This window comes from Bradyrhizobium sp. USDA 4354, assembly GCF_054060315.1.
The window spans coordinates 2,211,991-2,236,862 of sequence record NZ_JBSSDC010000001.1; the positions used below are offsets into that span (position 1 = coordinate 2,211,991).

At 63.4% G+C, this 24,872-nt stretch carries 19 protein-coding genes and 1 pseudogene; 9 read left to right on the forward strand and 11 right to left on the reverse strand.

The window, feature by feature from the left end; translation table 11 throughout:
* Positions 1 to 246: 246 nt before the first annotated feature.
* The 4 genes and pseudogenes from ACVIIV_RS10345 (at position 247) to ACVIIV_RS10360 (ending at position 5,165) form a co-directional block, all read left to right on the forward strand.
* The gene (locus tag ACVIIV_RS10345; protein ID WP_456744097.1) at positions 247 to 1,500 is read left to right on the forward strand and encodes a serine hydrolase domain-containing protein; all 1,254 of its coding nucleotides are present in this window, start codon (positions 247 to 249) and stop codon (positions 1,498 to 1,500) included.
* A 186-nt stretch (positions 1,501 to 1,686) separates the two neighbouring features.
* On the forward strand, positions 1,687 to 2,640 hold the full coding sequence (locus ACVIIV_RS10350) for a tetratricopeptide repeat protein (RefSeq protein WP_456744098.1): 954 nt from the start codon (positions 1,687 to 1,689) through the stop codon (positions 2,638 to 2,640).
* Between the two features lie 350 nt (positions 2,641 to 2,990).
* Positions 2,991 to 3,408, forward strand: a pseudogene (locus tag ACVIIV_RS10355) (SRPBCC family protein).
* A gap of 251 nt (positions 3,409 to 3,659) precedes the next feature.
* Complete coding sequence (locus tag ACVIIV_RS10360; protein ID WP_456744099.1) at positions 3,660 to 5,165, forward strand: toll/interleukin-1 receptor domain-containing protein; 1,506 nt, start codon at positions 3,660 to 3,662, stop codon at positions 5,163 to 5,165.
* Between the two features lie 154 nt (positions 5,166 to 5,319).
* Here ACVIIV_RS10360 and ACVIIV_RS10365 read toward each other — a convergent pair whose 3' ends face one another.
* The 3 genes from ACVIIV_RS10365 to lepA form a co-directional block, all read right to left on the reverse strand.
* Positions 5,320 to 5,811, reverse strand: coding sequence for a hypothetical protein (locus ACVIIV_RS10365; protein ID WP_456744100.1), 492 nt, complete (start codon positions 5,809 to 5,811; stop codon positions 5,320 to 5,322).
* A 191-nt stretch (positions 5,812 to 6,002) separates the two neighbouring features.
* The gene (locus ACVIIV_RS10370) at positions 6,003 to 6,314 is read right to left on the reverse strand and encodes a hypothetical protein (protein ID WP_456744101.1); all 312 of its coding nucleotides are present in this window, start codon (positions 6,312 to 6,314) and stop codon (positions 6,003 to 6,005) included.
* A 379-nt stretch (positions 6,315 to 6,693) separates the two neighbouring features.
* Positions 6,694 to 8,505, reverse strand: a complete 1,812-nt coding sequence (gene lepA, locus ACVIIV_RS10375; RefSeq protein ID WP_456744102.1) for a translation elongation factor 4 — start codon at positions 8,503 to 8,505, stop codon at positions 6,694 to 6,696.
* Between the two features lie 114 nt (positions 8,506 to 8,619).
* Here lepA and ACVIIV_RS10380 point away from each other — a divergent pair, with 114 nt between their 5' ends.
* Positions 8,620 to 10,245 carry a glycosyltransferase family 39 protein gene (locus ACVIIV_RS10380; protein WP_456744103.1) on the forward strand — a complete coding sequence of 542 codons (1,626 nt, stop codon included), beginning with the start codon at positions 8,620 to 8,622 and terminating at the stop codon, positions 10,243 to 10,245.
* Positions 10,246 to 10,363: 118 nt separating this feature from the next.
* Here ACVIIV_RS10380 and ACVIIV_RS10385 read toward each other — a convergent pair whose 3' ends face one another.
* The 5 genes from ACVIIV_RS10385 to ACVIIV_RS10405 all read right to left on the reverse strand — a co-directional run bounded on the left by ACVIIV_RS10385 (position 10,364) and on the right by ACVIIV_RS10405 (position 14,350).
* Positions 10,364 to 10,681, reverse strand: a complete 318-nt coding sequence (locus tag ACVIIV_RS10385; RefSeq protein WP_456744104.1) for an HPr family phosphocarrier protein — start codon at positions 10,679 to 10,681, stop codon at positions 10,364 to 10,366.
* Positions 10,678 to 11,079, reverse strand: coding sequence for a PTS sugar transporter subunit IIA (locus tag ACVIIV_RS10390; protein WP_007597752.1), 402 nt, complete (start codon positions 11,077 to 11,079; stop codon positions 10,678 to 10,680). Before ACVIIV_RS10390 ends, ACVIIV_RS10385 begins: the two co-directional genes overlap by 4 nt.
* A gap of 133 nt (positions 11,080 to 11,212) precedes the next feature.
* Positions 11,213 to 11,737, reverse strand: coding sequence for an HPr kinase/phosphorylase (locus ACVIIV_RS10395; RefSeq protein WP_456744105.1), 525 nt, complete (start codon positions 11,735 to 11,737; stop codon positions 11,213 to 11,215).
* Complete coding sequence (locus ACVIIV_RS10400) at positions 11,734 to 13,530, reverse strand: stimulus-sensing domain-containing protein (RefSeq protein ID WP_456744106.1); 1,797 nt, start codon at positions 13,528 to 13,530, stop codon at positions 11,734 to 11,736. Before ACVIIV_RS10400 ends, ACVIIV_RS10395 begins: the two co-directional genes overlap by 4 nt.
* A 118-nt stretch (positions 13,531 to 13,648) precedes the next feature.
* On the reverse strand, positions 13,649 to 14,350 hold the full coding sequence (locus ACVIIV_RS10405; protein WP_008542552.1) for a response regulator transcription factor: 702 nt from the start codon (positions 14,348 to 14,350) through the stop codon (positions 13,649 to 13,651).
* A gap of 242 nt (positions 14,351 to 14,592) precedes the next feature.
* Here ACVIIV_RS10405 and ACVIIV_RS10410 point away from each other — a divergent pair, with 242 nt between their 5' ends.
* From ACVIIV_RS10410 to ACVIIV_RS10420, 3 genes are all read left to right on the forward strand, one after another.
* On the forward strand, positions 14,593 to 15,342 hold the full coding sequence (locus tag ACVIIV_RS10410) for a HugZ family pyridoxamine 5'-phosphate oxidase (RefSeq protein WP_456744107.1): 750 nt from the start codon (positions 14,593 to 14,595) through the stop codon (positions 15,340 to 15,342).
* Between the two features lie 61 nt (positions 15,343 to 15,403).
* Positions 15,404 to 17,998, forward strand: coding sequence for a CHAT domain-containing tetratricopeptide repeat protein (locus ACVIIV_RS10415; protein ID WP_456744108.1), 2,595 nt, complete (start codon positions 15,404 to 15,406; stop codon positions 17,996 to 17,998).
* A 286-nt stretch (positions 17,999 to 18,284) separates the two neighbouring features.
* Positions 18,285 to 19,901, forward strand: a complete 1,617-nt coding sequence (locus ACVIIV_RS10420) for a phosphoenolpyruvate carboxykinase (protein ID WP_456744109.1) — start codon at positions 18,285 to 18,287, stop codon at positions 19,899 to 19,901.
* 167 nt (positions 19,902 to 20,068) lie between these two features.
* Here ACVIIV_RS10420 and ACVIIV_RS10425 read toward each other — a convergent pair whose 3' ends face one another.
* Complete coding sequence (locus ACVIIV_RS10425) at positions 20,069 to 20,884, reverse strand: acyl-CoA thioesterase (RefSeq protein ID WP_456744110.1); 816 nt, start codon at positions 20,882 to 20,884, stop codon at positions 20,069 to 20,071.
* A gap of 96 nt (positions 20,885 to 20,980) precedes the next feature.
* Positions 20,981 to 23,497, reverse strand: coding sequence for a glycogen/starch/alpha-glucan phosphorylase (locus ACVIIV_RS10430; RefSeq protein WP_456744111.1), 2,517 nt, complete (start codon positions 23,495 to 23,497; stop codon positions 20,981 to 20,983).
* 205 nt (positions 23,498 to 23,702) lie between these two features.
* Here ACVIIV_RS10430 and ACVIIV_RS10435 point away from each other — a divergent pair, with 205 nt between their 5' ends.
* Positions 23,703 to 23,960: a hypothetical protein gene (locus tag ACVIIV_RS10435; RefSeq protein WP_456744112.1), complete on the forward strand. Its 258-nt coding sequence runs from the start codon at positions 23,703 to 23,705 to the stop codon at positions 23,958 to 23,960.
* Between the two features lie 21 nt (positions 23,961 to 23,981).
* On the opposite strand, the gene ACVIIV_RS10440 is transcribed toward ACVIIV_RS10435, so the two are convergent.
* On the reverse strand, positions 23,982 to 24,845 hold the full coding sequence (locus ACVIIV_RS10440; protein WP_456744113.1) for a LysR family transcriptional regulator: 864 nt from the start codon (positions 24,843 to 24,845) through the stop codon (positions 23,982 to 23,984).
* Between the last annotated feature and the right edge of the window lie 27 nt (positions 24,846 to 24,872).

Below are 24,872 nucleotides of genomic sequence, written 5' to 3' on the forward strand. Positions count from 1 at the left end.
CTGTTTTCTTGCGCATTTCGTCAATGAGCTTGGACGCCCCCGCCAAAGGCGTCTCCTCGCGCTACGAACGGCGGAGTTCACCGATTGTTCCTATCCGACTGACACCGTCTGCCCGCAATGTTAGCATGCCGCGCGTCACCGGCCTGCGATGTTGTTCTCATAAGCGCGCACACACGAACGTGCGAGGAGGCAAGTGCAATGAACTGGGGAGCGCTGTGCAGGCCGCGCGGTTGCCGCGGGCTTTTCTTGCCCGTCATTTTCGCCGCCGCGGTCTGGGCGCCCTTGGCATGCGCACAGGACGTCCGAAGCGCGCCCGCCGAGCCAGGGCCGGTCTTTTCGGATAGTGGTCCCGATGCCGAACTCTACGGCGCGGCCGAGGGCTATCCAGTCGGCACGCGGGGAGCCGCCCCCCAGCTCGACAAGCTCGTCGGGGTCTACAGCCATTTCGGCGAGATCTATCCCTCGCGCCAGGTCGGTCGCGCGACGGTGCCCTGGCAATTCAAGCGCGCGCCGGAGCCAGCGATCGCCTACAGCTTCGGCACCGAGCGGCTGAGCATCGCGGATTATCTCAAGCGCAACCCGGTGACGGGACTCCTGATCGCCAGGAACGACACCATCCTGTACGAGCACTATCAATATGCGCGGACCGACCACCACCGCCTTGTCTCGCAGTCCATGGCGAAGACGCTGGTGGCCATGCTGGTCGGGATCGCAGTCTCGGAGGGGCGGATCAAGTCGATCGACGACCTGGTCTCGACCTACGTCGGCGGCCTTGCAGGCACGGAATATGGCAACACATCCATCCGCGCCTTGTTGAACATGTCTTCGGGTGTCGAATTCTCGGAAGTGTATGACGGGCACGACGACATCGCCCGGCTTGGGCGGGCCCTGTTCGGCGACGAGCCGAAAGATCCCGCCGCCATCGTCGCGCAATTCAATACAAGAACCGCACCGCCGGGGACCCGATGGCACTATGCCAGCGTGGAAACCGAGATCCTCGGCCTGGTCCTGCGCGCCGCCACGGACATGCCGGTTGCCGACTATCTCCACGACCGGATCTGGGAACCCATCGGCACCGAAGCGGATGCCTCGTGGGCGATCGACGGTAGCGGGCAAGAGATTGCCTTTTGCTGCTTCAACGCGACCTTGCGCGACTACGCGCGCCTGGCCCGGTTGCTCGCCCATGACGGCGCCTGGGAAGGTCGGCAGCTGATCCCCCGGCAGTGGCTGCTGGATGCCACGACCGTGCGGCCGGCCGATGGTCATCTCGCGCCGCGCGTGGCCACGCCCTATTTCGGCTACGGCTATCAGGTGTGGCTACTCCCTGGCGAGCAGCGCAGATTTGCCCTGCTCGGCATCCGCGGCCAGGTCATCCTGGTCGATCCGGCGTCCAAGCTCGTCATGGTGCACACGGCCGTTCGCCAAAAGCCGTCCGAGCCGGGCGCGCTCAGGGAGCCGCTCGCGTTGTGGTTCGCCGTGCTTCAGCAGCTCGGGCAATGATGATTTGACGCCCGCCGGCGGCATACAGCCGCGCCGTCGCGCGGTCGGTCGCGTTCGTCCTCCTGACCGGTACCTGGCGGCCGTCCGATGATGGACCCGTCAGCGCCGCCGCTGCATTGAACCTGTCCGGCTTCCAGGAGAACCAATGGCGCGTAAGTCCCGATAGACGCGACGAGGGAAGGCGCGATGAGGACCCTGAAAGCATCGATCCGTGTTGCAGTCACCGCGCTTGCCTTGAGCCTGTCGTTCGGCGCGCCATCCTATGCCGAGGAGGACGACGCCGGCACGCTCACGCGGCAAATGAAGGAGCTTTACCGGGCCGGGAAGTATACGGAAGCGCTGCCATTGGCCCAGAAGTCCCTTGCCCTTCGCGAGAAAGAGTTCGGCCCTGATGACGCGCGCGTCGCGATGCCGCTGAACGACCTCGGCACGATCCATTACAATCTCGGCCAATACGCCGTTGCCGAACCGCTGTACAAGCGCGCGCTGGCCATCCGGGAGAAGACGCTCGGCCGGGATCATGCGGAAGTCGCAATGGTGCTGAACAATCTGGGCGATCTCTATCGCGCGGAAGAGCGTTACGCGGAAGCGGAGCCGCTTCTCAGGCGCTCGATCGCCATTGGCGAGAAAAGCGATGATCCGTCGATCGTGCTGGCGTTGAGCAATCTCGGCGCCGTTTACAGCAATCAGGGCCGGTACGATCAGGCTATACCGCTGTTCAAGCGAGGCCTCGCCGTGCTCCAGAAGGCGCTCGGCCCCGACGATCCCGAAGCCACGGTGCTGATGAACAATCTGGCCGACGCTTATATCAATCGGCATCGCTATGCCGATGCCGAGCGGCTGCTGAAGCGGTCGATGGCGGTGACCGAGAAGGCGTTCGGCCCCGATCATCCCGACATCGCGCAGGCTCAGAACAATCTGGCTGCACTCTATGCGCGTCAGGGGCGTAACGCCGAAGCCGAGCGGCTGTTCAAGCGGTCAGTGGCCACTTTCGAGAAAACCCTCGGCCCCAACCATCCGGATCTCGCCGGTATCCTGGATAACCTCGCCGGTCTCTACAGGGATCAGGGCCGCCATGCCGATGCCCAACAGGTCCTGAAACGGTCGATGGCCATCCGAGGGAAGGCAAGGCCGATCTGAAGACCAGCGCAGGATGGTCGAGCGACCTGTCCGTCGTAACCCGAAGAGCGAAGGTGCAATAGAAAGCCACTGAACTTCGTCGGATCGTTAGCGAGCATCGCTAGATCCTACGCCGCCCGTCAGCTTTCGTAGGGCGCGCAAGGCGCCGAGCGCCGTGCTGCCATCTTCCCGACAGCACACAATTTGGTTGGCTCTAACTTTTTTAGCGCATTGACGGCCGGACCATGTCGGCATGGGCCGGCCTCGATCGTCCTTGGGTGGACACGCCCGGGACGTGCCGGAGATGACCCGGCACACTTGACGTGATTTCGTCAATTCGAGCCGTCAAAGTCGCAACTGGAGCAATGCCCATGAGGATCACCGTCGAAACCACGCGTAGCCGCCCCGATTGATCAGGTCTGGCGTGCCTATACGACGCCAGCCGACATCGTGAACTGGAATGCCGCGTCCGACGACTGGCATACGACCAGGGCGACGGTCGACCTGCGGGACGGCGGCGCCTTCTCCTCGCGCATGGAGGCCAAGGATGGCAGCATGGGCTTCGACTTCGCCGGCACCTACACGAAAATCGTCGAACACAAGCGGATCGAATATGCGTTCGGCGATCGAAAGGCCGAGGTCGAGTTCGTACCCGGCCCGAACGGGATTGTCGTCCGCGTCGTCTTCGACAGCGAACCGACGCACTCGGTCGAGCAGCAGCAAGGCGGCTGGCAGGCGATCCTCGACAATTTTGCACGGTACGTCGAGGCGAAGCAGAAGGCGTCGTGAGGGTGTGCAAGGGCGTAGGATGGGGCAGAGCAAGGCGAAACCCATCCTACCTCATCCTTGCAAATCAGAACTGGCAAGAAACTGCGAGATACCTGCGTCCCGCCCGCCTGGGCGACGGGTTTCGCAAGACCTCAACTCATCCCACGTTCTGGGTGGCGCGGTCTGCTAAGAAAGCGTACAACTATAAATTGCTTGCGTAATTCTTTTAGATGCTTCCTTGCGGAATTCGGTCGTTGTAGGGGGCTAATTGGATGTTCACCGTATTGAATTTGGACGGGATCTTTGAACCCGACTGGACGCCTGCACTAGGTGATCGAGTGTTCAAGTTTGACGGCTTTATCAGTCACAACCGCAATGATGGATCGTCTCACATAGCAGCCCAATTGCGCTCGCTCGGTGTCTCCATTTGGCATGATGAGGACGCGGATCTAAGGGAGCGGAAGGTTCAAGCCCACGTCGCGCGGGCTCTAAGAGCCTCCCGCTATCTTGTTGTTTATGTGTCCGCACAGTTTCGTGATTCAGCTTGGGTTCAATGCGAGTATCGTCCGACATTTGAGCTGGAGAAGCACGGAAATCTCATTCGTACCGTCGTTCTCTCGGACGGAGATGAGAGCCTGATTCCCGCCGCGCTGCGCAACGCTCCGCGTTTTGGCACGAATTCTCTGAAGCAGCTTGCGGACTTCCTCCGCGAAGGCAATCGTCTTGACTTCAACCCCGACGAAATTCTGAAAGGATGTGCTGTTCGCATTGACTCGGTCCGCCCCGGCGAATCCAAGATGGAAAAGGAGGCGAACTCGGGCGTCTTTTCAGAACGGTTATTCTTGGAACGAAATCGTGTTCAATTGCAGCCAGGGTTGCTCGATGATCCAGACAGTGCAAACGGTGAATCGCTGCGTCGCCTGGCTTTTTCTGCGACGAGGAGCTCTGACGCCGACAATCGCGCAAATGGCTTGATGCTGCTGGAGGCGATTGACAAGCGTTGGTTGCGTCAGCAGACGCTTGACGACCTGCTGGTTTGTCTCGCCCAAGAGTCAGACAGCTCTCTGGTCGGCTATATGGCAAGTTGGTTGGCGGGGATTGTCGACCGGTTGACGTCTGATCGCCTTGCCTTGGCGAATCTTGTCGTGCTGAGAAGTCCCGATCGATTTCAACATCAATTCGATCTGTCTCTTCTCAATCGCTTGCCGGAAGCGGTTCGATGTCGGGTCTTCATTGGCGATACGCTCGGCGGACTAAACCGAGCAGAGATGATGTCCCTTGTGAAGGAGAGGTTGGACTATATCAGCGAAATAGCTGGGATGAGTTATCCAAGCGAACTTGGCGCCGCTGGCGTGGTCCATCAGATCAGTGAATGGGAGACGCTACTTCGCGAGATATGCACCAAGGTCCTTGGAATTTCATCGGGTGACGAGCGGTTTGCTTCAGAGGTCTGCGCCGACGGTTTGCTTTTGCGAGAAGCGCTCCAGGCGCTGAATCGAATCATGGAGAGGTGTCGGAGCGACGCAGCAACTTGTTCGGCTATGGAAGAATGGCTGCTGGACTATATGATTATCCCATTGATGTTCTATCGAAGCATTCCGGATCTTTGGGCGGATGCGCGACGGATCATCTTGGGCGCGTGCGATGCATTGTCAGGTTCGGCGGAGATTGCTCACGAAGTCCCTTGCTATCGAGGCATGCTCGATCGAATTGATGCAGGCGTTGAGTTTGATCTCGCGAGGCGAGAACTTCAGATGTGCATGCTTCGCAGCGCGTAGGATGGATAGAGCGAAGCGAAACCCACCAAACTTTATCCTCACAATCGGATTGAGCTAACAAGGGCTGCTGGATGCGGTGCCGCTCGTTCTATCACAACACGAAACCGTGAGCATGATATGATGCGAGAGATCAATCTACGGACTTCGATGTGAATTAGGGTCGAAGCTCCTCAGCCAAGTCGTATCCTTCGCGAGTTAAGATGTACACCTCACCCTTTCCACTTCTATCCTGTACTAAGCCCAGGTTAGCCAAGTCCTTCAAAGCACCTTCCCATAGAGCACGGGAGCGAGGGAACTTGTCCGCAATGAACTGCTTGCCATTCGTCTGAATCGAAACGCCGCCAATGAAAGACGAATGCATGATCATTCCATTGCGGTCTAGCGATGCCTCTGTAAGCAGGACCTTGGCTTCGTGAGACAACTTTGGCAGCGTGCCTTTGGCGATCGAGAGCACTGTCTCAATTACTGTAGAATCCTGCGCTACAGTCGCGGACGCCGCACGGAAGAACTTGTCGTTGTTTATTTTAGTCGGCAAATGGCGCCGAAATAACTCCGCGAAGTTTCCCGGCGTGTCGTAGTCAACGAACAAGCCACGATCTTTCAGTTCTGCCTTAAATTCCTTAAATGCGGTGGCGCTGTACGACATCAACCGACTCCTAGAAATAGCCGTGCAACTTTGTAGGAACATTTTAGGTTTCCTACAATCGCGGACAAGCAAGCTCGTAGGGTGGATAGAGCGAAGCGAAACCGATCAAACGCATCCCCACAAGCGGGTCGAGCTAGTGAGAAGGTATAGATACTACGCCTGCCCGGCAGGGCGATGGGTTTCGCAAGAGCTCAACCCATCCTACGAGCTGCGGCTGGGCCTGGCGAAAGCAGTACATCCACTTGTCTGGCTACCAGATCGTCGATCAATGCCAGCCCTCGCGAAACATCGCCGGCCGTCGAGTGGGCCTCGATGACGATGTTGCGGCCCTCCACATAGCCCAGATCGGCCATCGCCTTCCGGAATGGAACGAGCGTCGCATTGTCGATTTCCGGCGTGGCAAATCCGACGAACTCCACGACCGGAACGCGCTTTTGGGCAAATGCTTCGAGCGCCGATATAGCCGCCATTCCAAAGAAGCCCAGAAACTTTCGTCGTCTCATTTGGAGTCTCGCGATCCAGAGCGATCTGATCGAGGCGATGGTACAGCAATATGATCGGCGTCAGAAAGCGCCGGATCTGAGGGGGCAAAAGCTCACTTCGAGGCGAGGGCCTGGCAGGTTTAGTTAAGGCCCGGGTAAGCCGTCACCTGCCATCGCCTGGATATTGAGATTAGACGATGCGTGCCTGTCTCACACCCGCTGCGATGATGCCACCATACCCCTGTTTTGCCCGACGGGTCAAACCGACTTCGTAAAATCGAAAAAGCACAGTGCCGCCAAGGGGGCGGCTACTGTGCATGGGGTTGTTTTCGCGGTTTTTGTTTGCGGGCCCCGATGACCGACCCGAACTTCGTCATGTCGGAAGCGGCCGAGCCTCGCCTCAGCTATCCACCTTTAGCGCGGCGATGAAGGCTTCCTGCGGGATGTCGACCTTGCCGAACTGCCGCATCTTCTTCTTGCCTTCCTTCTGCTTCTCCAGAAGCTTGCGTTTGCGTGTGATGTCGCCGCCGTAGCACTTCGCGGTGACGTCCTTGCGCAGCGCGCGCACCGTCTCGCGGGCGATCACCTTGCCGCCGATCGCCGCCTGAATCGGGATCTGGAACATGTGCGGCGGGATCAGCTCCTTCATCTTCTCGACCATGGCGCGGCCGCGCCCTTCCGCGCGGGTGCGATGGACCAGCATCGAGAGCGCATCGACCGGCTCGGCATTGACCAGGATCTGCATCTTGACGAGATCGGCCGGCTTGTAGTCGGTGAGGTGATAGTCGAACGAGGCGTAGCCCTTGGAGACCGACTTCAGGCGGTCGTAGAAGTCGAACACGACCTCGTTGAGCGGCAGGTCGTATTTCACCATGGCGCGGGAGCCGACGTAAGTGAGCTCCTTCTGCGAGCCGCGGCGGTCCTGGCACAGCTTCAAGACGCTGCCGAGATATTCGTCCGGCGTGAGGATCGTCGCCTCGATCCAGGGCTCGTCGATCTCGGCGATCTTGACCACGTCGGGCATGTCCACGGGATTGTGGATCTCGATCTCCTGGCCGTCGGTGAGCTTCATCTTGTAGATGACGCTCGGCGCGGTCGCGATCAGGTTCAGATCGAACTCGCGCGACAGCCGCTCCTGGATGATCTCGAGGTGCAGAAGCCCGAGGAAGCCGCAGCGGAAGCCGAAGCCGAGCGCGGCTGATGTCTCCATCTCGAACGAGAAGCTGGCGTCGTTCAGGCGCAGCTTGCCCATTGCGGCGCGCAGCGTCTCGAAGTCGTCGGCGTCGACCGGGAACAGGCCGCAGAACACCACGGGGATCGCCGGCTTGAAGCCCGGCAGCATCTCGGCAACCGGCTTCCTGTCGTCGGTGATGGTGTCGCCGACGCGGGTGTCGGCGACTTCCTTGATCGCGGCGGTGATGAAGCCGATCTCGCCGGGGCCGAGCTCCTCGACCTGCTGCATCTTCGGCGTGAAGAAGCCGACGCGCTCGACGTCATAGGCCGCGCCCGTGCCCATCATGCGCACGCGCTGGCCCTTCTTCATCGTGCCGTCGACGATGCGCACCAGCACGACGACGCCGAGATAGACGTCGTACCAGCTGTCGACCAAGAGCGCCTTCAGCGTGGCGTCGCGGTCGCCCTTCGGCGGCGGCAGGCGGGTGACGATCGCTTCCAGCACATCGGGAATGCCAAGGCCGGTCTTGGCCGAGATCATCACCGCATCGGAGGCGTCGATGCCGATGACATCCTCGATCTGCTGCTTGACCTTCTCGGGCTCGGCCGCGGGCAGGTCGACCTTGTTCAGGACCGGAACGATCTCGTGATTGTTGTCGAGCGCCTGGTAGACGTTGGCGAGCGTCTGCGCTTCCACGCCCTGGCTGGCGTCGACGACCAGGAGGGAACCCTCGCAGGCCGCCAGCGACCGCGAGACTTCGTAGGCGAAGTCGACATGGCCGGGTGTGTCCATCAGGTTGAAGATGTAATCCTGGCCGTCCTTGGCGCGGTACTGCAGGCGCACCGTCTGCGCCTTGATGGTGATGCCGCGCTCGCGCTCGATGTCCATGGAATCGAGCACCTGCTCCTTGCCCGCCATCTCGCGGTCGGAGAGGCCGCCGGTCATCTGGATCAGGCGGTCGGCGAGCGTCGATTTGCCATGGTCGATATGGGCGACGATGGAGAAGTTGCGGATGTTGGAAATGGGGACGGTCGTCATGGGCGCGGGATACCACTCACATCCCCGTGCGGCAACCATATTGCTGTATTTTCAGGGCCTTTCTTCACGCCAAGCTGATTCCACGATCGCCCAAAACGCGCTACGCAACGGCCCATGTCCACGACTTCGATCCCATCCGCCAGAACGCGGGCGAAGACCCGCTTCAGCTACAACCGCCTCCGGGCCTGGCTGGTTGCCTGCGCGGTCCGCCCCGAGACGCGCCTGTGGCTGGTGATCCAGCTCGCCATCCTGCATGCGGTGCTCTGGACCTTCATCCTGATCAATCTCAAGGCGGCGCAGGACGTTCACATGGACGTCGCAGAAGCCTATGGCTGGGGCCAGCAATTCCTCTGGGGCTATGGCAAGCATCCGCCGCTGTCGGGCTGGGTGGCCGGCCTCTGGTTCAAGGCGTTCCCGGCGGCGGACTGGGCGACCTATGCGCTGGCGATGGCGACGGTGAGCGTCGGCATGGTGATCTGCTGGCTCGTGAGCTTGCGCGTGGTGGACGCGCGGCGCGCGTTCCTGGTCGTGATGATGATCGCACTCTACCCGATCTTCAATTTCAAGGGCTTCAAGTACAACCCGGACCTGCTCCAGCTCGTCACGCTGCCGCTGCTCGTGCTCGCTTATCTCCACGCATTCGAGAAGCGGAGCTGGCAATCTGGAATCCTGCTCGGGCTTGCCGGCGCGCTGGCGCTGATGGCCAAATATTGGGTGCTGACCATGATCGGCGCCATCGGCCTTGCCGCGCTGATCCATCCGCAGCGGATGAAGTTCCTGATGTCGCCGGCGCCGTGGGTGGCGATCGCGACGATGGTCGCGGCGATGATCCCGCACATCGTCTGGCTGGCGGATGCGCATTTCGTGCCGCTGACCTATGCCGGCGACACCTACAGCCTTCAGGACAAGAGCCAGGTGCACCAGCTCGTCGCCGGTTATGTGCTGCATAATTTGGGGCTGCTGGCCTTGCCGGTGGCGCTCGCGGCGCTGGCCATGGCGCTGGTGCCGCCTTGGGTCAAATTGCTGCTGCGCGCGCCCTCGTGCATCGTCACGCGCGCCTGGGCACGCGGCGCCAATGCAGGCATCAATGTCTCGCAGGCGCTGAACGTCTGGATCATCCAGCTCATCGTTGCGGTCGGCCCGCCGCTCGGCGCGCTGGTGTTCAGCATCTACATGAAGACCGATTGGGGCATCTCGCTGTTCTTCCTGGTCCCGCTCGCGCTGGTCGCGATCCCGACACTGCGCGTGCAGAGCGCCGTGCTGTTCAACATCGCCGCGATCTGGCTCGTGCTCAGCGCAGCGACGCTCGCCGCCTCGCCCCTAATCGCCGCGCGCGAGATGGCGGCCAATGCCGGCAACACCGCGACCTATGGCGCACGCTCGGAACTGGCGCGCGAATTGACGCAAGCCTGGCACGCGCGCTTCGCCTCGCGCTGGGCCCTCGTCGCCGGCACCATGGAGTCGATCCAGCCGATGGTGTTCTACAGCCCGGATCATCCGTCCGCATTGCTGCCGCTCGAGGCCTGGGATTCCGGGCTCACCTCGCGAGATGACGCCAGGACGTACGGCTTCATCGGCGTGTTCGATCCGACCGATGGCCGTCTGCCCAAGTTCGAGAAATGGGTCTCGGAAGTTGCGCCCAACGCCGAGCGCATCGTGATGACCACGCGCCGCTTCACCCACGGCAAGGCGGGCCCGGCGATGAGCTGGAACGTCTACATCGCGCCGCCGGGGAAATAGCCGAACTGCCGTAGGGTGGGCAAAGCGAAGCGTGCCCACCGCTTGTTTCGCGATTGTCGAGAGATGGTGGGCACGGCGCGTCGCGCCTTTGCCCACCCTACGGTGCCGAGCGCGTGGCTCAGACCCCTTCCTCGTTGAACTTGCTCTCGACGAGCTCGGTGATCGCCGCGAGCGCGGCTTCCGCGTCATCACCCGCCGCGGCCACCGTGATTGTCGTGCCGGGCCCCGCGGCTAACATCATCAGGCCCATGATCGAGGTGCCGCCGACCGTCTCGCCGCCGCGCGTCACCCACACCTGCGCGTTGAAGCGCTCGACCGCCTGGACGAACTTCGCCGAGGCGCGCGCATGCAGGCCGCGCTTGTTGATGATCAGGAGCTCCTTGGAGATCGCGCCCGCGGGCGCGCCGGTCCCCGCTTGTGGCGCCTCGTCGCTCATTTGCCAGCGAGCACGCGACTGGCGATGGTGACGTATTTGCGGCCCGCTTCCTGGGCCATTGCGATCGCGTCGGGCAGCGGCCGCTCCTCGCGCACCTTGGCGAGCTTCACCAGCATGGGCAGGTTGATGCCCGCGAGCACTTCGACCTTGGGCCGGCTCATGCAGGATATTGCGAGGTTCGACGGCGTGCCGCCGAACATGTCAGTGAGGATCGCAACGCCGTCGCCGGAATCGACGCGGTTGACCGCCTCGATGATGTCGCTTCGGCAGAGATCGGAATCATCCTCGGCGCCGATCGTGATCGCTTCGATTTGCTTTTGTGGACCCATGACATGTTCAAGCGCCGCCTTGAATTCGTCGGCAAGGCGCCCGTGGGTCACAAGTACTAGACCAATCATCGGAAAACTCCTCGCGGGCGCTTTTGGTGCACCGCACGAACGCGCCACTTTGACCATCCAGAGCCCCCGCGCAAGAGGGGATGTTGCGTATCTCCCTGAATATAGACGGATGGATAAGGGGAGCTGCGCCGGTCTATTCGGTCGCGATAGTGGGCTTCATATGGTTACCATTTCCCTTCAAACAATCGCCGGAAGGGTTAACGGAAGATGAACTCTTGGTAGTGGTCAAGGCCGCAACAACCAGGGGGAGGGGCGAATAGTCGCGGGCAACGGGGATTCGCGGTATTTCGACACCAGAAATGCTGGTTTTCAGGGATTCCGCCGCAGGCAGGCGCTCCGCATCCGCTGCGTCCAGATCGACCACGAGGCCGACGGTCGCATGCTCCACGAAGTCGCAGCGGCGGATCCCGAGGCCCCGGATCTCGATCAGGCCGGCCAAAGCCGGCGCGGGGCGGACCTCAATTTCATCGCCGACTGTCGCCAGATGGACACGGTCATCACCGACCAGAACGGCCCTTTCGACCACACCAGCGCGGCCTGCCATGATCAAATCAAAGGCAAGTCGCGACTTGCCGGAGCCCGAGGGCCCGCGGATCAGCACGGCAAAATTCCCGACCTTGACGGCGGAGGCGTGAACGCTGGGCCCGCCGTCGCTCATAGGGCCGGCAGCCTCACCACGAAGCGCGCGCCGGCAACCGTCGGAGTGCCGTCGGCATCCAGCGCGCCAGGACGGTTCTCCGCCCAGATGCGTCCGCCATGGGCGTCGACGATCTGCTTGGAGATCGACAGGCCGAGGCCGGAGTTCTGGCCAAAACCCTGATGCGGACGATCGGTGTAGAAGCGCTCGAAGATGCGCTCCAGCGCGTCGTCGCGAATGCCGGGGCCGTCGTCGTCGACCACGATCTCGATCTCGCCGCGCACGCGGCGGCAGGCGAGGCGCACCTTGCTGCCACGTTCAGAGAAGGATTGTGCGTTGGAGAGCAGGTTGGAGACGACCTGTCCGAGCCGAGAATCGTGGCCGGTCACGGAGAAAGTATCGGTCGAGCTGCGGCCCTCGAAGCGGGTCTCGACCGCGACGTCGTGGCCGAGCTTGGTTTCATTGGCAACGGACGCCAGCGTCGTCAGCAGGCGGCGCAGGTCGACCGGGAGCGCGTCCTGGCGCTGCAATTCGGCATCGAGGCGGCTGGCGTCGGAGATGTCGGAGATCAGCCGGTCGAGCCGCTTGACGTCGTGCTCGATCACCTCGAGCAGGCGCGCGCGGCTGTTCTCGTTGCGCGCCAGCGGCAGCGTCTCGACCGCCGAGCGCAGCGAGGTCAGCGGGTTTTTCAATTCGTGGGCGACATCGGCGGCGAACATCTCGATCGCCTCGATGCGGCTGTAAAGCGCGCTGGTCATGTCGCGCAGCGCGCCGGAGAGGTGGCCGATCTCGTCGCGACGGCGGGTGAAATCGGGAATCTCGATGCGCGCCTTGATGCGGCGGCGGACGCGCTCGGCACTGTCGGCGAGCCGGCGCACGGGGCCGGCGATCGTGCTCGCCAGCAAGAGCGACAGCATGATCATGACGGCGGCCGCGACGCCGCCGACCTTCAGGATGGCGAGGCGCTCGGCGGTCACCATCTGGTCGATGTCGTCGCCCTGCGTCGAGAGCATCAAGGCGCCGTGGATGGCGCGCGAGCGCAGCACGGGGACCGCGACCGACACGATCACCTCGCCGCGCGCATTGACCCGCACCATCGAGCGCTTCTGGCCCTGGAGCGCGTCGCCGACCTCCGCATAGCCATTGCCGTTCTCAGGGCCGAGCTCGCGATAGAGCGGCAGGTCGCCGCGGTTCAGCCAGGTGCGCACCGCGACCATGCCGCGCTCGACGATGCCGGGCTTCTCGGCCGGCGGCGGCAGGTTGTAGCGCAGCACGTTTTCGAGGTTGCGGCTGTCGACCAGCAGGCTGCCGTTCGGATCGTAGATGCGGGCGCGGGTCTTGGTCGGCGAGATCAGCGTGCGCAGCACCGGCGCCACGCGCTCCGGATTGATCGGGAAGTCCAGCGGTGAATACTCGTCCGAGCCACCATAGGTCTCGCCCGGCTTGAGGTCGAGCAGCCTGTCGGGATCGATGGTGATGGCGTTGGTCTGCACGGTCGCGGAGGCCGCGATCGCGCCGGCGATGATCTCGGCCTGGACCAGCAGGCTCTGCGCGCGCGCGTCGATCAGGCCGGCGCGGAATTGCGACAGATACAGGATGCTCGCGACCAGCGCGACGAGGCCGGCGAGGTTGAGCGAGACGATGCGGCGGGTCAGGCTCGAGAAGGACAGCGCAAAGAAGAACTGCCCGGCGCGTTTCAGCCAGTTGAGCGGTCGCCAGCCCTGCGGCTTATCATCAGTGACGTGCTCCGGAACGCCGTTGGATGCGACATCCCCGGCGCTCTGGTTTGGGTCAGGCTGCGTTCGGTCAAGCAATGCTTACGCTCGCGTTAGGACAGCTCGTGCGAAGGTCCCTCGCATCCTAGAGCGATCGTGGTCCCGATGGAACGAGAACCGGAGATGCTCTCGATCGTCGTGGAGGGCGCCCGCCGCCTCAGGCTTCCTTGAAACGGTAGCCGACGCCGTAAAGCGTCTCGATCATCTCGAACTCGTTGTCGACCACCTTGAACTTCTTGCGCAGCCGCTTGATGTGGCTGTCGATGGTGCGGTCGTCGACATAGACCTGGTCGTCATAGGCGGCGTCCATCAGCGCGTTGCGGCTCTTCACCACGCCGGGCCGGGTCGCGAGCGCCTGCAGGATCAGGAATTCGGTGACGGTCAGCGTCACCGGCTCGTTCTTCCAGGTGCAGGTGTGGCGTTCCGGATCCATGCGCAGCAGGCCGCGGTCGAGCGCCTTGGCGTCGTTCTCCTTCGGCGCGACGGTCGGGTCCTTCGGCGCCGAGCGGCGCAGCACCGCCTTGACGCGCTCGACCAAAAGGCGCTGCGAGAACGGTTTGCGGATGAAGTCGTCGGCGCCCATCTTGAGGCCGAACAGCTCGTCGATCTCTTCGTCCTTGGAGGTCAGGAAGATCACCGGCAGGTCGGATTTCTGCCTGAGACGACGCAGCGTCTCCATGCCGTCCATGCGCGGCATCTTGATGTCGAGGATGGCAAGATCGGGCTGGGTGGTGCGGAAACCGTCGAGCGCGGAGGCGCCGTCGGTGTAAGTCATGATGCGGTAGCCTTCGGCTTCCAGCGCGATCGAGACGGATGTGAGAATGTTGCGGTCGTCGTCGACCAAAGCGATTGTGGGCATGAGCCTCTCTGCTTTCTGCTTTCCGTTTGGGTCGTGGCTTGAAACGGCGAGCAATCCAGTGATGCGCCGCATACATGGGTGCCAAAGTGGCGTTCGAACCTTGTCACCGAGCAATGCAAGCTGGGCTGAAGTGTGACCAAGTTCCACGAAACACGGCAGATTCGCCGCATCTCGACCCATAACCGGGCCCCCGTTTACCCGAAACAAGGCCCCCCATGCAACCACCTGACCCGAGAAAGCCGATGCAACCGACCCCCGATTTCGACCCCGGAAAGCTCGCCAAATCGCTGCTGCGAAGGTCCCGGCAGGGGGCCTTGGCGACGCTGATGACCGGCAGCGGCGATCCCTATTGTTCTCTGGTCAATCTCGCCAGCCACCCCGATGGCTCGCCGATCCTTCTGATCTCGCGCCTTGCCGTGCACACAAGGAACATCCTTGCGGACAGCCGGGTCTCGCTGATGCTGGACGAGCGCGTAGCCGGCGATCCCCTGGAAGGCGCCCGGATCATGCTGTCAGGCCGGGCGGACGAGGCCGCTGCGGACAAGGATCTGCTCCAGCGACGGTATCTCAGTGCCCATCCGTCAGCAGAGGGCTTTGTTTCCTTTAAGGATTTCTCGTTCTTCCGGATCCGGCCCACGGGAACTCATCTGGTCGCGGGTTTCGGCCGGATCGTCGATCTCAAGCCTGGGCAATTCCTGACGGACCTCACCGGTGCCGAGGACCTGCTGGCCGCGGAAGTGGGCGCCGTCGAGCACATGAACGCCGACCATCGCGATGCCATGAACCTCTATGCAACAAAGCTCCTCGGCGGCGCCGCGGGCGACTGGCGCTGCACCGGCTGTGACCCTGAAGGCCTCGACATGCAGGACGGCCAAACCACACTGCGGCTGGACTTCCCGGAGCGGGTGACGGATGCCACGGGCTTGCGCAAGATGCTGGTCCGCCTCGCTGGCGAAGCGCGCATGAAGGTGGACCAGGGCGCAACGCCTTGAACGCCGCCGCCCGTCGCTGCGACCCAGATCGTATCCGGTCCGGTTGGCAGCGAGAGGGTTCATGACGCATCGTCGTTTGGCATTGGCCGCGGGTCTGGCACTCGCGATTGCCACGTCATTTGCTCCGCCTGCGCTCGCCCAGAAGGTCAGTCCCGCCGCACAGGGCGCACGGATTAATGCGCTCATGAGCGCCGGCAAATATGCCGAAGCGCTTCCGCTCGCGCAGGCGATGGTTACGAGCCTTGAGAAGGGCAATGACGGTCGCGAACTATCCGCCGCGCTCAACAATCTCGGCCAGGTCTATGCCGGCCAGGGCCGCGACGATCTGGCCGAGCCGATCTACAAGCAGGCCATCGCCCTGTTGGAAAAGTCGCTCGGCCTCGACACCCCCTTGATCGCGCCGGAGCTGACCAATCTCGCCGCGCTGTATCAGCGGCAGGGCCGCTTCACTGAAGCCGAGCCGCTGTTCAAGCGCGCGCTCGCGGTCAGCGAAAGGAGCCTGTCGCGCGAGCATCCCGATGTCGGCCGGGCCCTGAACAATCTCGCCACGCTCTATGTGAAGCAGGAGCGCTTTGCCGATGCGGAGCCGCTGTTTCAGCGGGCGCTCGCGATCTATCAGAAAGCCGCCGGGCCCGAGCATCCCGCGGTTGCGACCGTCCTGAACAACATCGGTCAGGTCGATCGCGACCTCAATCGCGATGCCGATGCCGAAGCGCCGATCAAGCGCTCGCTCGCGATCCGTGAAAAGGTGCTGGGGCCGGACCACCCCGATGTCGCGCGCTCGCTCAACAATCTCGCCGGGCTCTATCAGCACCAGCAGCGCTATGCCGAGGCCGAGCCGCTTTATCGCCGCGCTCTGTCGATCCGTGAGCATGCACTCGGACCGGATCATCCTGACGTCGCGACGTCGACGAGCAATCTCGCCCATTTCCTCCAGGCGACGGGACGGACTGCGGACGCTTTGCCGTTCGCGCAGAAGACGCTCGCCGCCAATCGTGCGCAGCTGCGTGTCGTGCTGCCGATCCTGTTCGCTGCGCGGCAGCAATCGCTGCTCGCGAGCGACAACGCACTCGATGACGCGCTCGCTGCGATCCAGCGCGGCACGCAATCTTCGGCCGCTTCTGCCGTGAACAAGCTCGCGGTGCGGCTCGCCGCCGGCAGCGACCGGCTCGCCGAGCTGGTGCGCAAGGATCAGGATCTCGCGGCCGAGTCCGAAGCGCTCGACAAGGTGATCATCGCTGCGGTGTCGAAGCAACCCGCCCAGCGCGATGTTGTGGCCGAGCAGCGCAGCCGCGCGCGGATCGCGGCGATCGCGAGCGCGCGCAACGGATTGCAGAAGACGCTCGCGGTCGAGTTTCCCGACTATTCCTCGCTCTCCAACCCGCTGCCGCTGACGGTGAAGGACATCCAGCCGCTGCTCGCGGCCGACGAGGCGATGGTGATCTATTCCGTCGTCGACAAGCAAAGCTATGTCGTCGCGATCACGCGCGAGGGCGTCGACTGGAAGGAGATCCCGCTCGGAGCGGATGCGCTGGCGCAGAAGGTGGCCGCTTTCCGTAAGGGATTGGACGTCGGCAAGGCGCGCGATGCCTCCGGCAAATCAGGCCTGTTCGATCTTGCGCTTGCGAGCGAGCTCTATGTCGCGCTGCTCGGCCCGGTCGAGGCGTCGACCAAGGACAAGCGCAACCTGCTGGTCGTACCGTCTGCGGCGCTGACCGCATTGCCGTTTCATCTGCTGGTCACGGAGAAGCCGCAGGCTGCGATTCCGGACCGGCTCGAGGGCTATCGCGACGCCGCCTGGCTGCTGCGGCGGCAGGCCGTCTCGGTGCTGCCGTCGGTGATCAGCCTGAAATCGCTGCGCGCCTTTGCCCGCAGGGATCAAGGTGTCAAGCCGATGACCGGCTTCGGCGATCCCGTGTTCAACCCTGCAGCCGAAGGACCTGCCAACCGGCGCGCCGCGAGCGGCAAGGTCGCCGCACGCAGCATCGCGACGATCGCCTATGCCGACTTCTGGCGCGGCGCAGGCGTCGATCGCGCGCGGCTGGCCCTGGCGTTGCCGCAACTGCCCGATACTGCCGATGAATTGAACGCGGTGGCAAGGGACGTCGGCGCCGCGGAGGCCGATATCCATCTCGGACGCGACGCCAGCGAAACGACGCTCAAGCGTGCAGCGCTTGCCCAATACGGCATCATCTACTTTGCCACCCACGGTCTCGTTGCCGGCGACGTCAAGGGACTGGGTGAACCCTCGCTTGCGCTCTCCATTCCCGACCAGCCATCGGAGCTCGACGACGGTCTTCTGACCGCGAGCGAAGTGGCTCAACTCAAGCTCAACGCCGATTGGGTGATCCTGTCCGCCTGCAACACCATCGCCGGCGACAAGCCCGGCGCCGAGGCGCTGTCGGGACTGGCGCGCTCGTTCTTCTACGCAGGTGCCCGCGCGCTGCTGGTGTCGCATTGGGCCGTGGATTCCGAAGCTGCCACCCGCCTGACCACATCGACGTTCGAGCTGCTCAAGAACGAGCCGAAGATCGGTCGTGCCGAAGCTTTGCGCCGCGCGATGCTGACCTATCTCGACGACGCCTCGTCACCACGCAACGCTTATCCCGCGATGTGGGGACCGTTCGCGCTGATCGGCGAGGGCGAGGTACGATAGGAAGCTGCTGCATGGATTGTGCGTCGCAATAACTGGATGCAACGCGCAAACGCGCGTTTGGTTGCGCGATCATTCGCACTTTTCTTGAAGCGCCTGCTCAGAGCTGACATGCGCGACGTTTGGCGCGGTCCTTGAATAAACCAAATCCTGCGGGATCAGCTTGGCAACGCCAGCGTTCATCAGTATTACGTCGTTCAGCCGAGGCCGAACGGCCCATAATCACGGTGACCGCGATGGCGCCAAACTTGGTCGCGCTGAGTGTCGCGGGTTCTAGGAGGATTTTTTCGTGCAAGAGACGGGCGTGCGCAACGGTGCCTTCGGCGCCGACAAATTCGGCTTAAAGAATCTCAAGCAGGTTCACTGGAACCTCGGTGCGCCACAACTCTATCAATACTCGCTCTCGGCGGGTGAGGCGGTGCTCTCCGCTGACGGCGCGCTCTGCGCCGACACGGGCGAGTTCACCGGGCGCAGCCCGAAGGACAAGTTCACGGTGCGTGACGCCACCACCGATAAGAAGATGTGGTGGGCCGGCAACCAGTCGATCACCTCCGAGCAGTTCGAGACGCTCTACCAGGACTTCCTCAAGCACGCCGAAGGCAAGAGCTTGTTCGCGCAGGACCTCTATGGCGGCGCCGATCCGGCCTACCGGATCAAGACGCGCGTCTTCACCGAGCTGGCCTGGCACTCGCTGTTCATCCGCACGCTGTTGATCCGCCCCGAGGCGATCGAGCTGTCGACCTTCGTGCCGGAGCTCACCATCATCGACATGCCGAGCTTCCGCGCCGATCCTAAACGCCACGGCGTGCGCTCGGAGAACGTCGTCGCGATCGATTTCGCCCGCAAGATCGTCCTGATCGGCGGGTCTTATTATGCCGGCGAGATGAAGAAGTCGGTCTTCACCACGCTGAACTATTATCTGCCCGAGCGCGGCGTGATGCCGATGCACTGCTCGGCCAATGTCGGCGCAGGCGGCGACACCGCGATCTTCTTCGGGCTGTCGGGCACCGGCAAGACCACGCTGTCGGCCGATCCGAACCGCACGCTGATCGGCGACGACGAGCACGGCTGGGGCCCGAACGGCGTCTTCAATTTCGAGGGCGGCTGCTATGCCAAGTGCATCAAGCTGTCGAAGGAGGCCGAGCCGGAGATCTACGCGGCATCGACGCGCTTCGGTGCGGTGCTGGAGAACTGCGTGCTCGACGAGGATACCCGCGTGGTCGATTTCGACGACGGCTCCAAGACCGAGAACACGCGCTCGGCCTACCCGCTCGACTTCATCCCGAACGCCTCGCGTACCGGCCGCGCGCCGCAGCCGAAGAACGTGGTGATGCTCGCTGCCGACGCCTTCGGCGTGCTGCCGCCGATCGCAAAGCTCTCGCCGGCGCAGGCGATGTATCATTTCCTCTCCGGCTACACCGCCAAGGTCGCTGGCACCGAGCGCGGTCTCGGCAACGAGCCGCAGCCGGAATTCTCGACCTGCTTCGGCTCGCCCTTCCTGCCGCTCGACCCCTCCGTCTACGGCAACATGCTGCGCGACCTCATCGCCCAGCACAATGTCGATTGCTGGCTCGTCAACACGGGGTGGACCGGTGGCAAGTACGGCACAGGCAGCCGCATGCCGATCAAGGTGACGCGCGCGCTGCTCACCGCCGCGCTCGACGGCTCGCTTCGCAATGTCGAATTCCGCACCGACAAGTATTTCGGCTTCGCCGTCCCGACCGCGCTGCCGGGCGTGCCGGCCGAGATCCTGAACCCGGTCAACACCTGGAAGGACAAGGACGAGTTCGACAAGACCGCCCGCGCGCTGGTCGGCATGTTCCAGAAGAACTTTGCCAAGTTCGAGGCCCAGGTGGATGCCGAGGTGCGTGCCGCCGCGCCGGACGTGAAGCTCGCGGCGGAGTAAGGTCGCATTGTTTGAGTTGCGAAGGGGCGGCCGAAAGGCCGCCCTTTTTGTTGTGTGCGCAATCTCTCCATCGTCATTGCGAGCGTAGCGAAGCAATCCAGAAATTCCTCCGCGGAGACAGTCTGGATTGCTTCGCTGCGCTCGCAATGACGAGTACGTGGAAGCACCTACGCCTTGAAATACGCGATCTGCGTCGTGGTCGCGAGCAGCCGTCCGTTCGGCGACCATAGCTCGCCGTTCTGGTCGCCGTAGCTCTTGTGCATGATCTTCGAATCGGCCGTCGCCAGCACGCGCGTGATGTCTTCAGTCGCGAGCTCTTCACTCGTCGTGTGGAAATAGGTCGTCAGCGACACCGTGCCGAACGGCACCAGCTCGCGCCGGGCGTGGAAGATGCGGCCGAAGAAGGCGTCCGACATCGACATCAGCGACAGCATGTCGAGCTGGCGCGGCGTGCGGTCGCTGATCCAGATCTTGGAATAGGTGCTGGCGGGCTCGGCCTGCGGCGGGCCGATCCGCATCTCGCCCTCGACGAAGCGGAATTCGTACTGGTTGGCCCAGGACGCCGCGATCTTGGGGAACGGCAGCGTCTGCTCGAACGGCTTGGCGTCCGGGCACTGCGCCACCCTGTGCTCCCAGGACGGCCGGCGTTCGGCGAACACGGCGGTGGCGAGCGTTGCGACCTCGCCGCCGCCTTGGCTGAGCTCGATGCTCCAGTGCTGGCTGGAGCGATTGGCCTTCACCAGGCGCACGTCGAGATCGAACGGCCCCTTGGCGATCGGGGCGCAATAATTGACGGTCATTGCCAGCGGATCGCCGGCGCGTTCGGGATGGTCGATCAGCGCGCGCAAGATGGTCGCAGCGGTAGCGCCGCCGAACGGGCCGACAAAGGCCCAGTAATCGTCGCTGGTGTGCCCCTGCCAGCTGCTGTCACCGGCGGTGATGCGCGTGGCGTCGTCGAACGGGTGCGGGAGTTTTGCGTGCATTGTTTTTTCCGGCTTTCAATGACGGACGTCATATCACGTCCGCCGCCGGCTTGCGCAATTACCTGCCGAGTAACGCCGATTCCACTCCGCGGAAAATCAGCCCGCGACGTCGCGCAGGTTCGGCAGCAGCGGCGTGGTCGGATTGACCGGCACGTTCCAGATCTCCTCGGCATATTCGCGGATGGTGCGGTCCGAGGAGAACCACGCCATGCGCGCGACATTGAGGATGGAGGCGCGCGTCCAGGCCGGCGTCACCTGCCAGCGCGCATCGACCGCGCGCTGCGCCTCGTAATAGGAAGCGAAATCGGCGCTGACCATGTAGTGGTCGAGATAGCGCAGCGCATGCGCGATGGATTCGAAGCGGCCGGGATCGCCGGGCGAGAACTCGCCGGCGCCGACCGCGTTGATGGCGCGCTGCAGCTTCGGCGAGTTGCGGATCACGTCGGAGGCATCCAGCCCCTGCTTGCGCCGGATCATGACGTCGCCGGCTTCCATCCCGAAGATCGCGATGTTCTCGCTGCCGACATGGTCGCGGATCTCGATGTTGGCGCCGTCGAGCGTGCCGATGGTGATGGCGCCGTTCAGGGCCAGCTTCATGTTGCCGGTGCCGGAGGCTTCCATGCCCGCGGTGGAGATCTGCTCAGACAAATCGGCGGCGGGAATGATCACCTCGGCGAGGCTGACATTGTAGTCGGGCAGGAAGACGACCTTGAGCTTGCCGCCGATCGCGGCATCGTTGTTGACGACCTCCGCGACGTCGTTGATCAGCTTGATGATCAGCTTGGCGTAGCGGTAGCTCGCCGCCGCCTTGCCGGCGAAGATCTTCACCCGCGGCACCCAATTGCCGTTGGGGTCGTCCTTGATCGCCTGGTACAGCGCGACCGTCTCGATGACGTTGAGCAGCTGGCGCTTGTACTCGTGGATGCGCTTGATCTGCACGTCGAACAGTGCGCTCGGGTCGACCTTGATGCCGAGCCGCTCGCCGATCAGGCGGGCGAGCTGTGTCTTGTTGTGGTGCTTGACGCTGCGGAATTTCTTCTGGAATTCGACGTCGCTGGCGCGCGCCTCGATCAGGCTGAGCTGGGTGGGATCGTCGAGCACGGCCTCGCCGCAGGTCTCGCGCAACAGGTCGGTCAGCTTCGGGTTTGCCAGCATCAGCCAGCGGCGGAAGGTGATGCCGTTGGTCTTGTTGGTGATGCGGCCGGGATAGAGATGGTTGAGATCGTGGAACACGGTCTCGCGCATCAGGTCGGAATGCATCGCCGAGACGCCGTTGATGCGGTGCGAGCCGACGAAGGCGAGCTGGCCCATGCGGACGCGGCGGCCGCTCTTCTCGTCGATCAGCGAGACCGAGGCGCGGAAATCGATGTCGCCCGGGCAGCGCGCTTCGGCGAGCGCCAGATGCTGCACGTTGATGCGGTAGATGATCTCCAGATGCCGTGGCAACAGCCGCTCGAACAGCTCGACCGGCCAGGTCTCCAGCGCCTCCGGCAGCAGCGTGTGGTTGGTGTAGGAGAGGGTGGCGACCGTGATCTTCCAGGCCTCGTCCCAGCGGAAATTGTGGAGGTCGACGAGGATGCGCATCAGCTCGGTGACGGCAAGGCTCGGATGGGTGTCGTTGAGCTGCACCGCGACCTTGCCGGCGAGGCTGCGCAGCTGGCCGTCGGAGGCGAGATGCCGCTTCACCAGGTCCTGGAGCGAGGCGGAGACGAAGAAATATTCCTGGCGCAGCCGCAACTCCCGGCCCGCCGGGCTTTCGTCGTTCGGGTAGAGGAATTTGCAGATAGCCTCCGCGCGCGCCTGCTCGGCGCTGGCGCTGACATAGTCGCCCTTGTTGAAGGCATCGAGCTTGAGCGGATCGGTCGAGCGCGCCGACCACAGCCGCAGTGCATTGACGTGCTGGCCGCGCCAGCCGACGATCGGTGTGTCATAGGCGATCGCCTGCACGGTCTCGCCCGGATGCCAGATCGCGCGGTCGCGGCCCTTGTCGTCGACATGCTCGACGCCGCCGCCGAAATTGACGTCGTAGATCACCTCGGGCCGCTGCAATTCCCAGGGGTTGCCGAAGCTCAGCCATTCATCGGGATATTCCTGCTGCCAGCCTTGATTGATGATCTGGCGGAACAGGCCGTAATCGTAGCGGATGCCGTAGCCGATCGCGGGGATCGACAACGTTGCCATGCTCTCCATGAAGCAGGCGGCGAGCCGGCCGAGACCGCCATTGCCGAGCGCCGCGTCCGGCTCGCATTTGCGCAGCTCCGGCAGCGAGACGCCGAGATCGCCGAGCGCGACCTCGAAGATCTCTAGCAGGCCCATGTTGTTGAGCGCGTCGGTGAAGAGGCGGCCGATCAGGAATTCGAGCGAGAGGTAGTAGACCCGCTTGCGCCCCGCATCGTAGCTGTGCTTCTCGGCCGTGAGCCAGCGATGCACGATGCGGTCGCGCAGCGCGAGCGCCGCGGCCTGATACCAGTCGTGCTTGGTCGCCATGCCCGCGTCCTTGCCAATGGCAAGGCGCAGCTTTGCCAGGATTGCGCCCTTGATCTCAGCCAGCGCGAGTTCGTCGATGGGCTGCCCGGGGGCCGGAAAACTGGGTTGGAACGATGAATCCTGCAAAGCCGTCACTTCCTACGTCGAAAGAACTCTTACCAATCCTACGCGTCCTGCCCTTGCACCGGAACTGTCGCCGGTGCGGTCGTGCACTGCGCTGGCGCAAATTTATGCAAGGAACGGGCCGAGTTGGGAACCCGGACGAGCACGGAGAAACCCGGGATTCGGTGCTACATTAGCGAAGATTCAGCCATCAGTGTGGAGACGCCCCATGAGACTGCCGACTCGATCGCTGACGCGACTGCTGATCGAAATCGCCACTGCGGCCCTGCTCGTCGTCTGCATCGGCGCCACCACCGCGGCGTTTGCCGCCGGCAAATCCGGTCGCAGCGCCGACGGCCTCAGCTGCGGCTTCACGGTCCCGCAGAATGCGTCGCCCGCAGCCCGCTGCGCTGCGATCAAGCGCCAATGCGGCGGCAAGTTCTACGCAAATGCGTGCGGCGACAAGCTGATGTCCGCGGTCAAGTGAGCGCCCTGACGTCCAGCGAATTCAAGCCGCCTTGCTCTGCACCGCATCGCAAAACTCCGCGAGACGATCCGCAAGCCGCAGCGTTGCCGGGCTCGCATCCGGCGAAGCCATCAACGCGACCTCGGTCTTGTTGATCGGCGCAAAGCCGTCCTTTGCCGTCAGCACGCGGTGGTCGGACTGGATCGCCATCTCCGACAGGATGCTCAGCCCCATGCCGGCGGCGACCGCGGCCTGGATGCCGGCAAGACTCGATGACGTGTAGGCGGTGTGCCAGGCACGACCCGCGCTTTCCAGTGCGTGGATGGCGCCGGCGCGATAGATGCAGCCGAGCGGAAAGCCGATCAGCGGCACCGATGACACGTTGACGTCGACCGGATGGCTCTTGCTGGTGACCCAGTGCACCCGCTCCGGCCACACCGCGATCGCGTCCTTCGCGCCGGCCTCGCGCTTGTAGAGCGCTAGATCGAGCTCGCCGCGTTCGAGATCGCGAGCGAGGTGCTTGCTCTGGTCGGCGCGCACGTCGAGGCGCAGGCCAGGATGCGAGCGCGAGAACGCGCCCAGCAATTTCGCCAGCCGATAGGCCGCAAAATCCTCGGGGATGCCGAGCCGGATCGCGCCTTCGCCGCCCGGCTGGCGCAAAACGTCGCGCGCTTCTTCCGCAAGCGACAATAGCCGCCGCGCATAGGACAGCAGCCGCTCGCCGGCCTCGGTCGGGCGCACGTCCTTGCCGTCGCGGTGCAGCAGCACCTGGCCGACATCCTCCTCCAGCCGCTTGATCTGCTGGCTCACGGTCGACTGCGTGCGGTGAACGCGCGCACCGGCACGGGTGAAGCCGCCGGCCTCGACCACCGAGACGAAGCTGCGCAGCAGCTCGAGATCGAGCATCGCCGCCTCCATTCGAAAATCAACTGA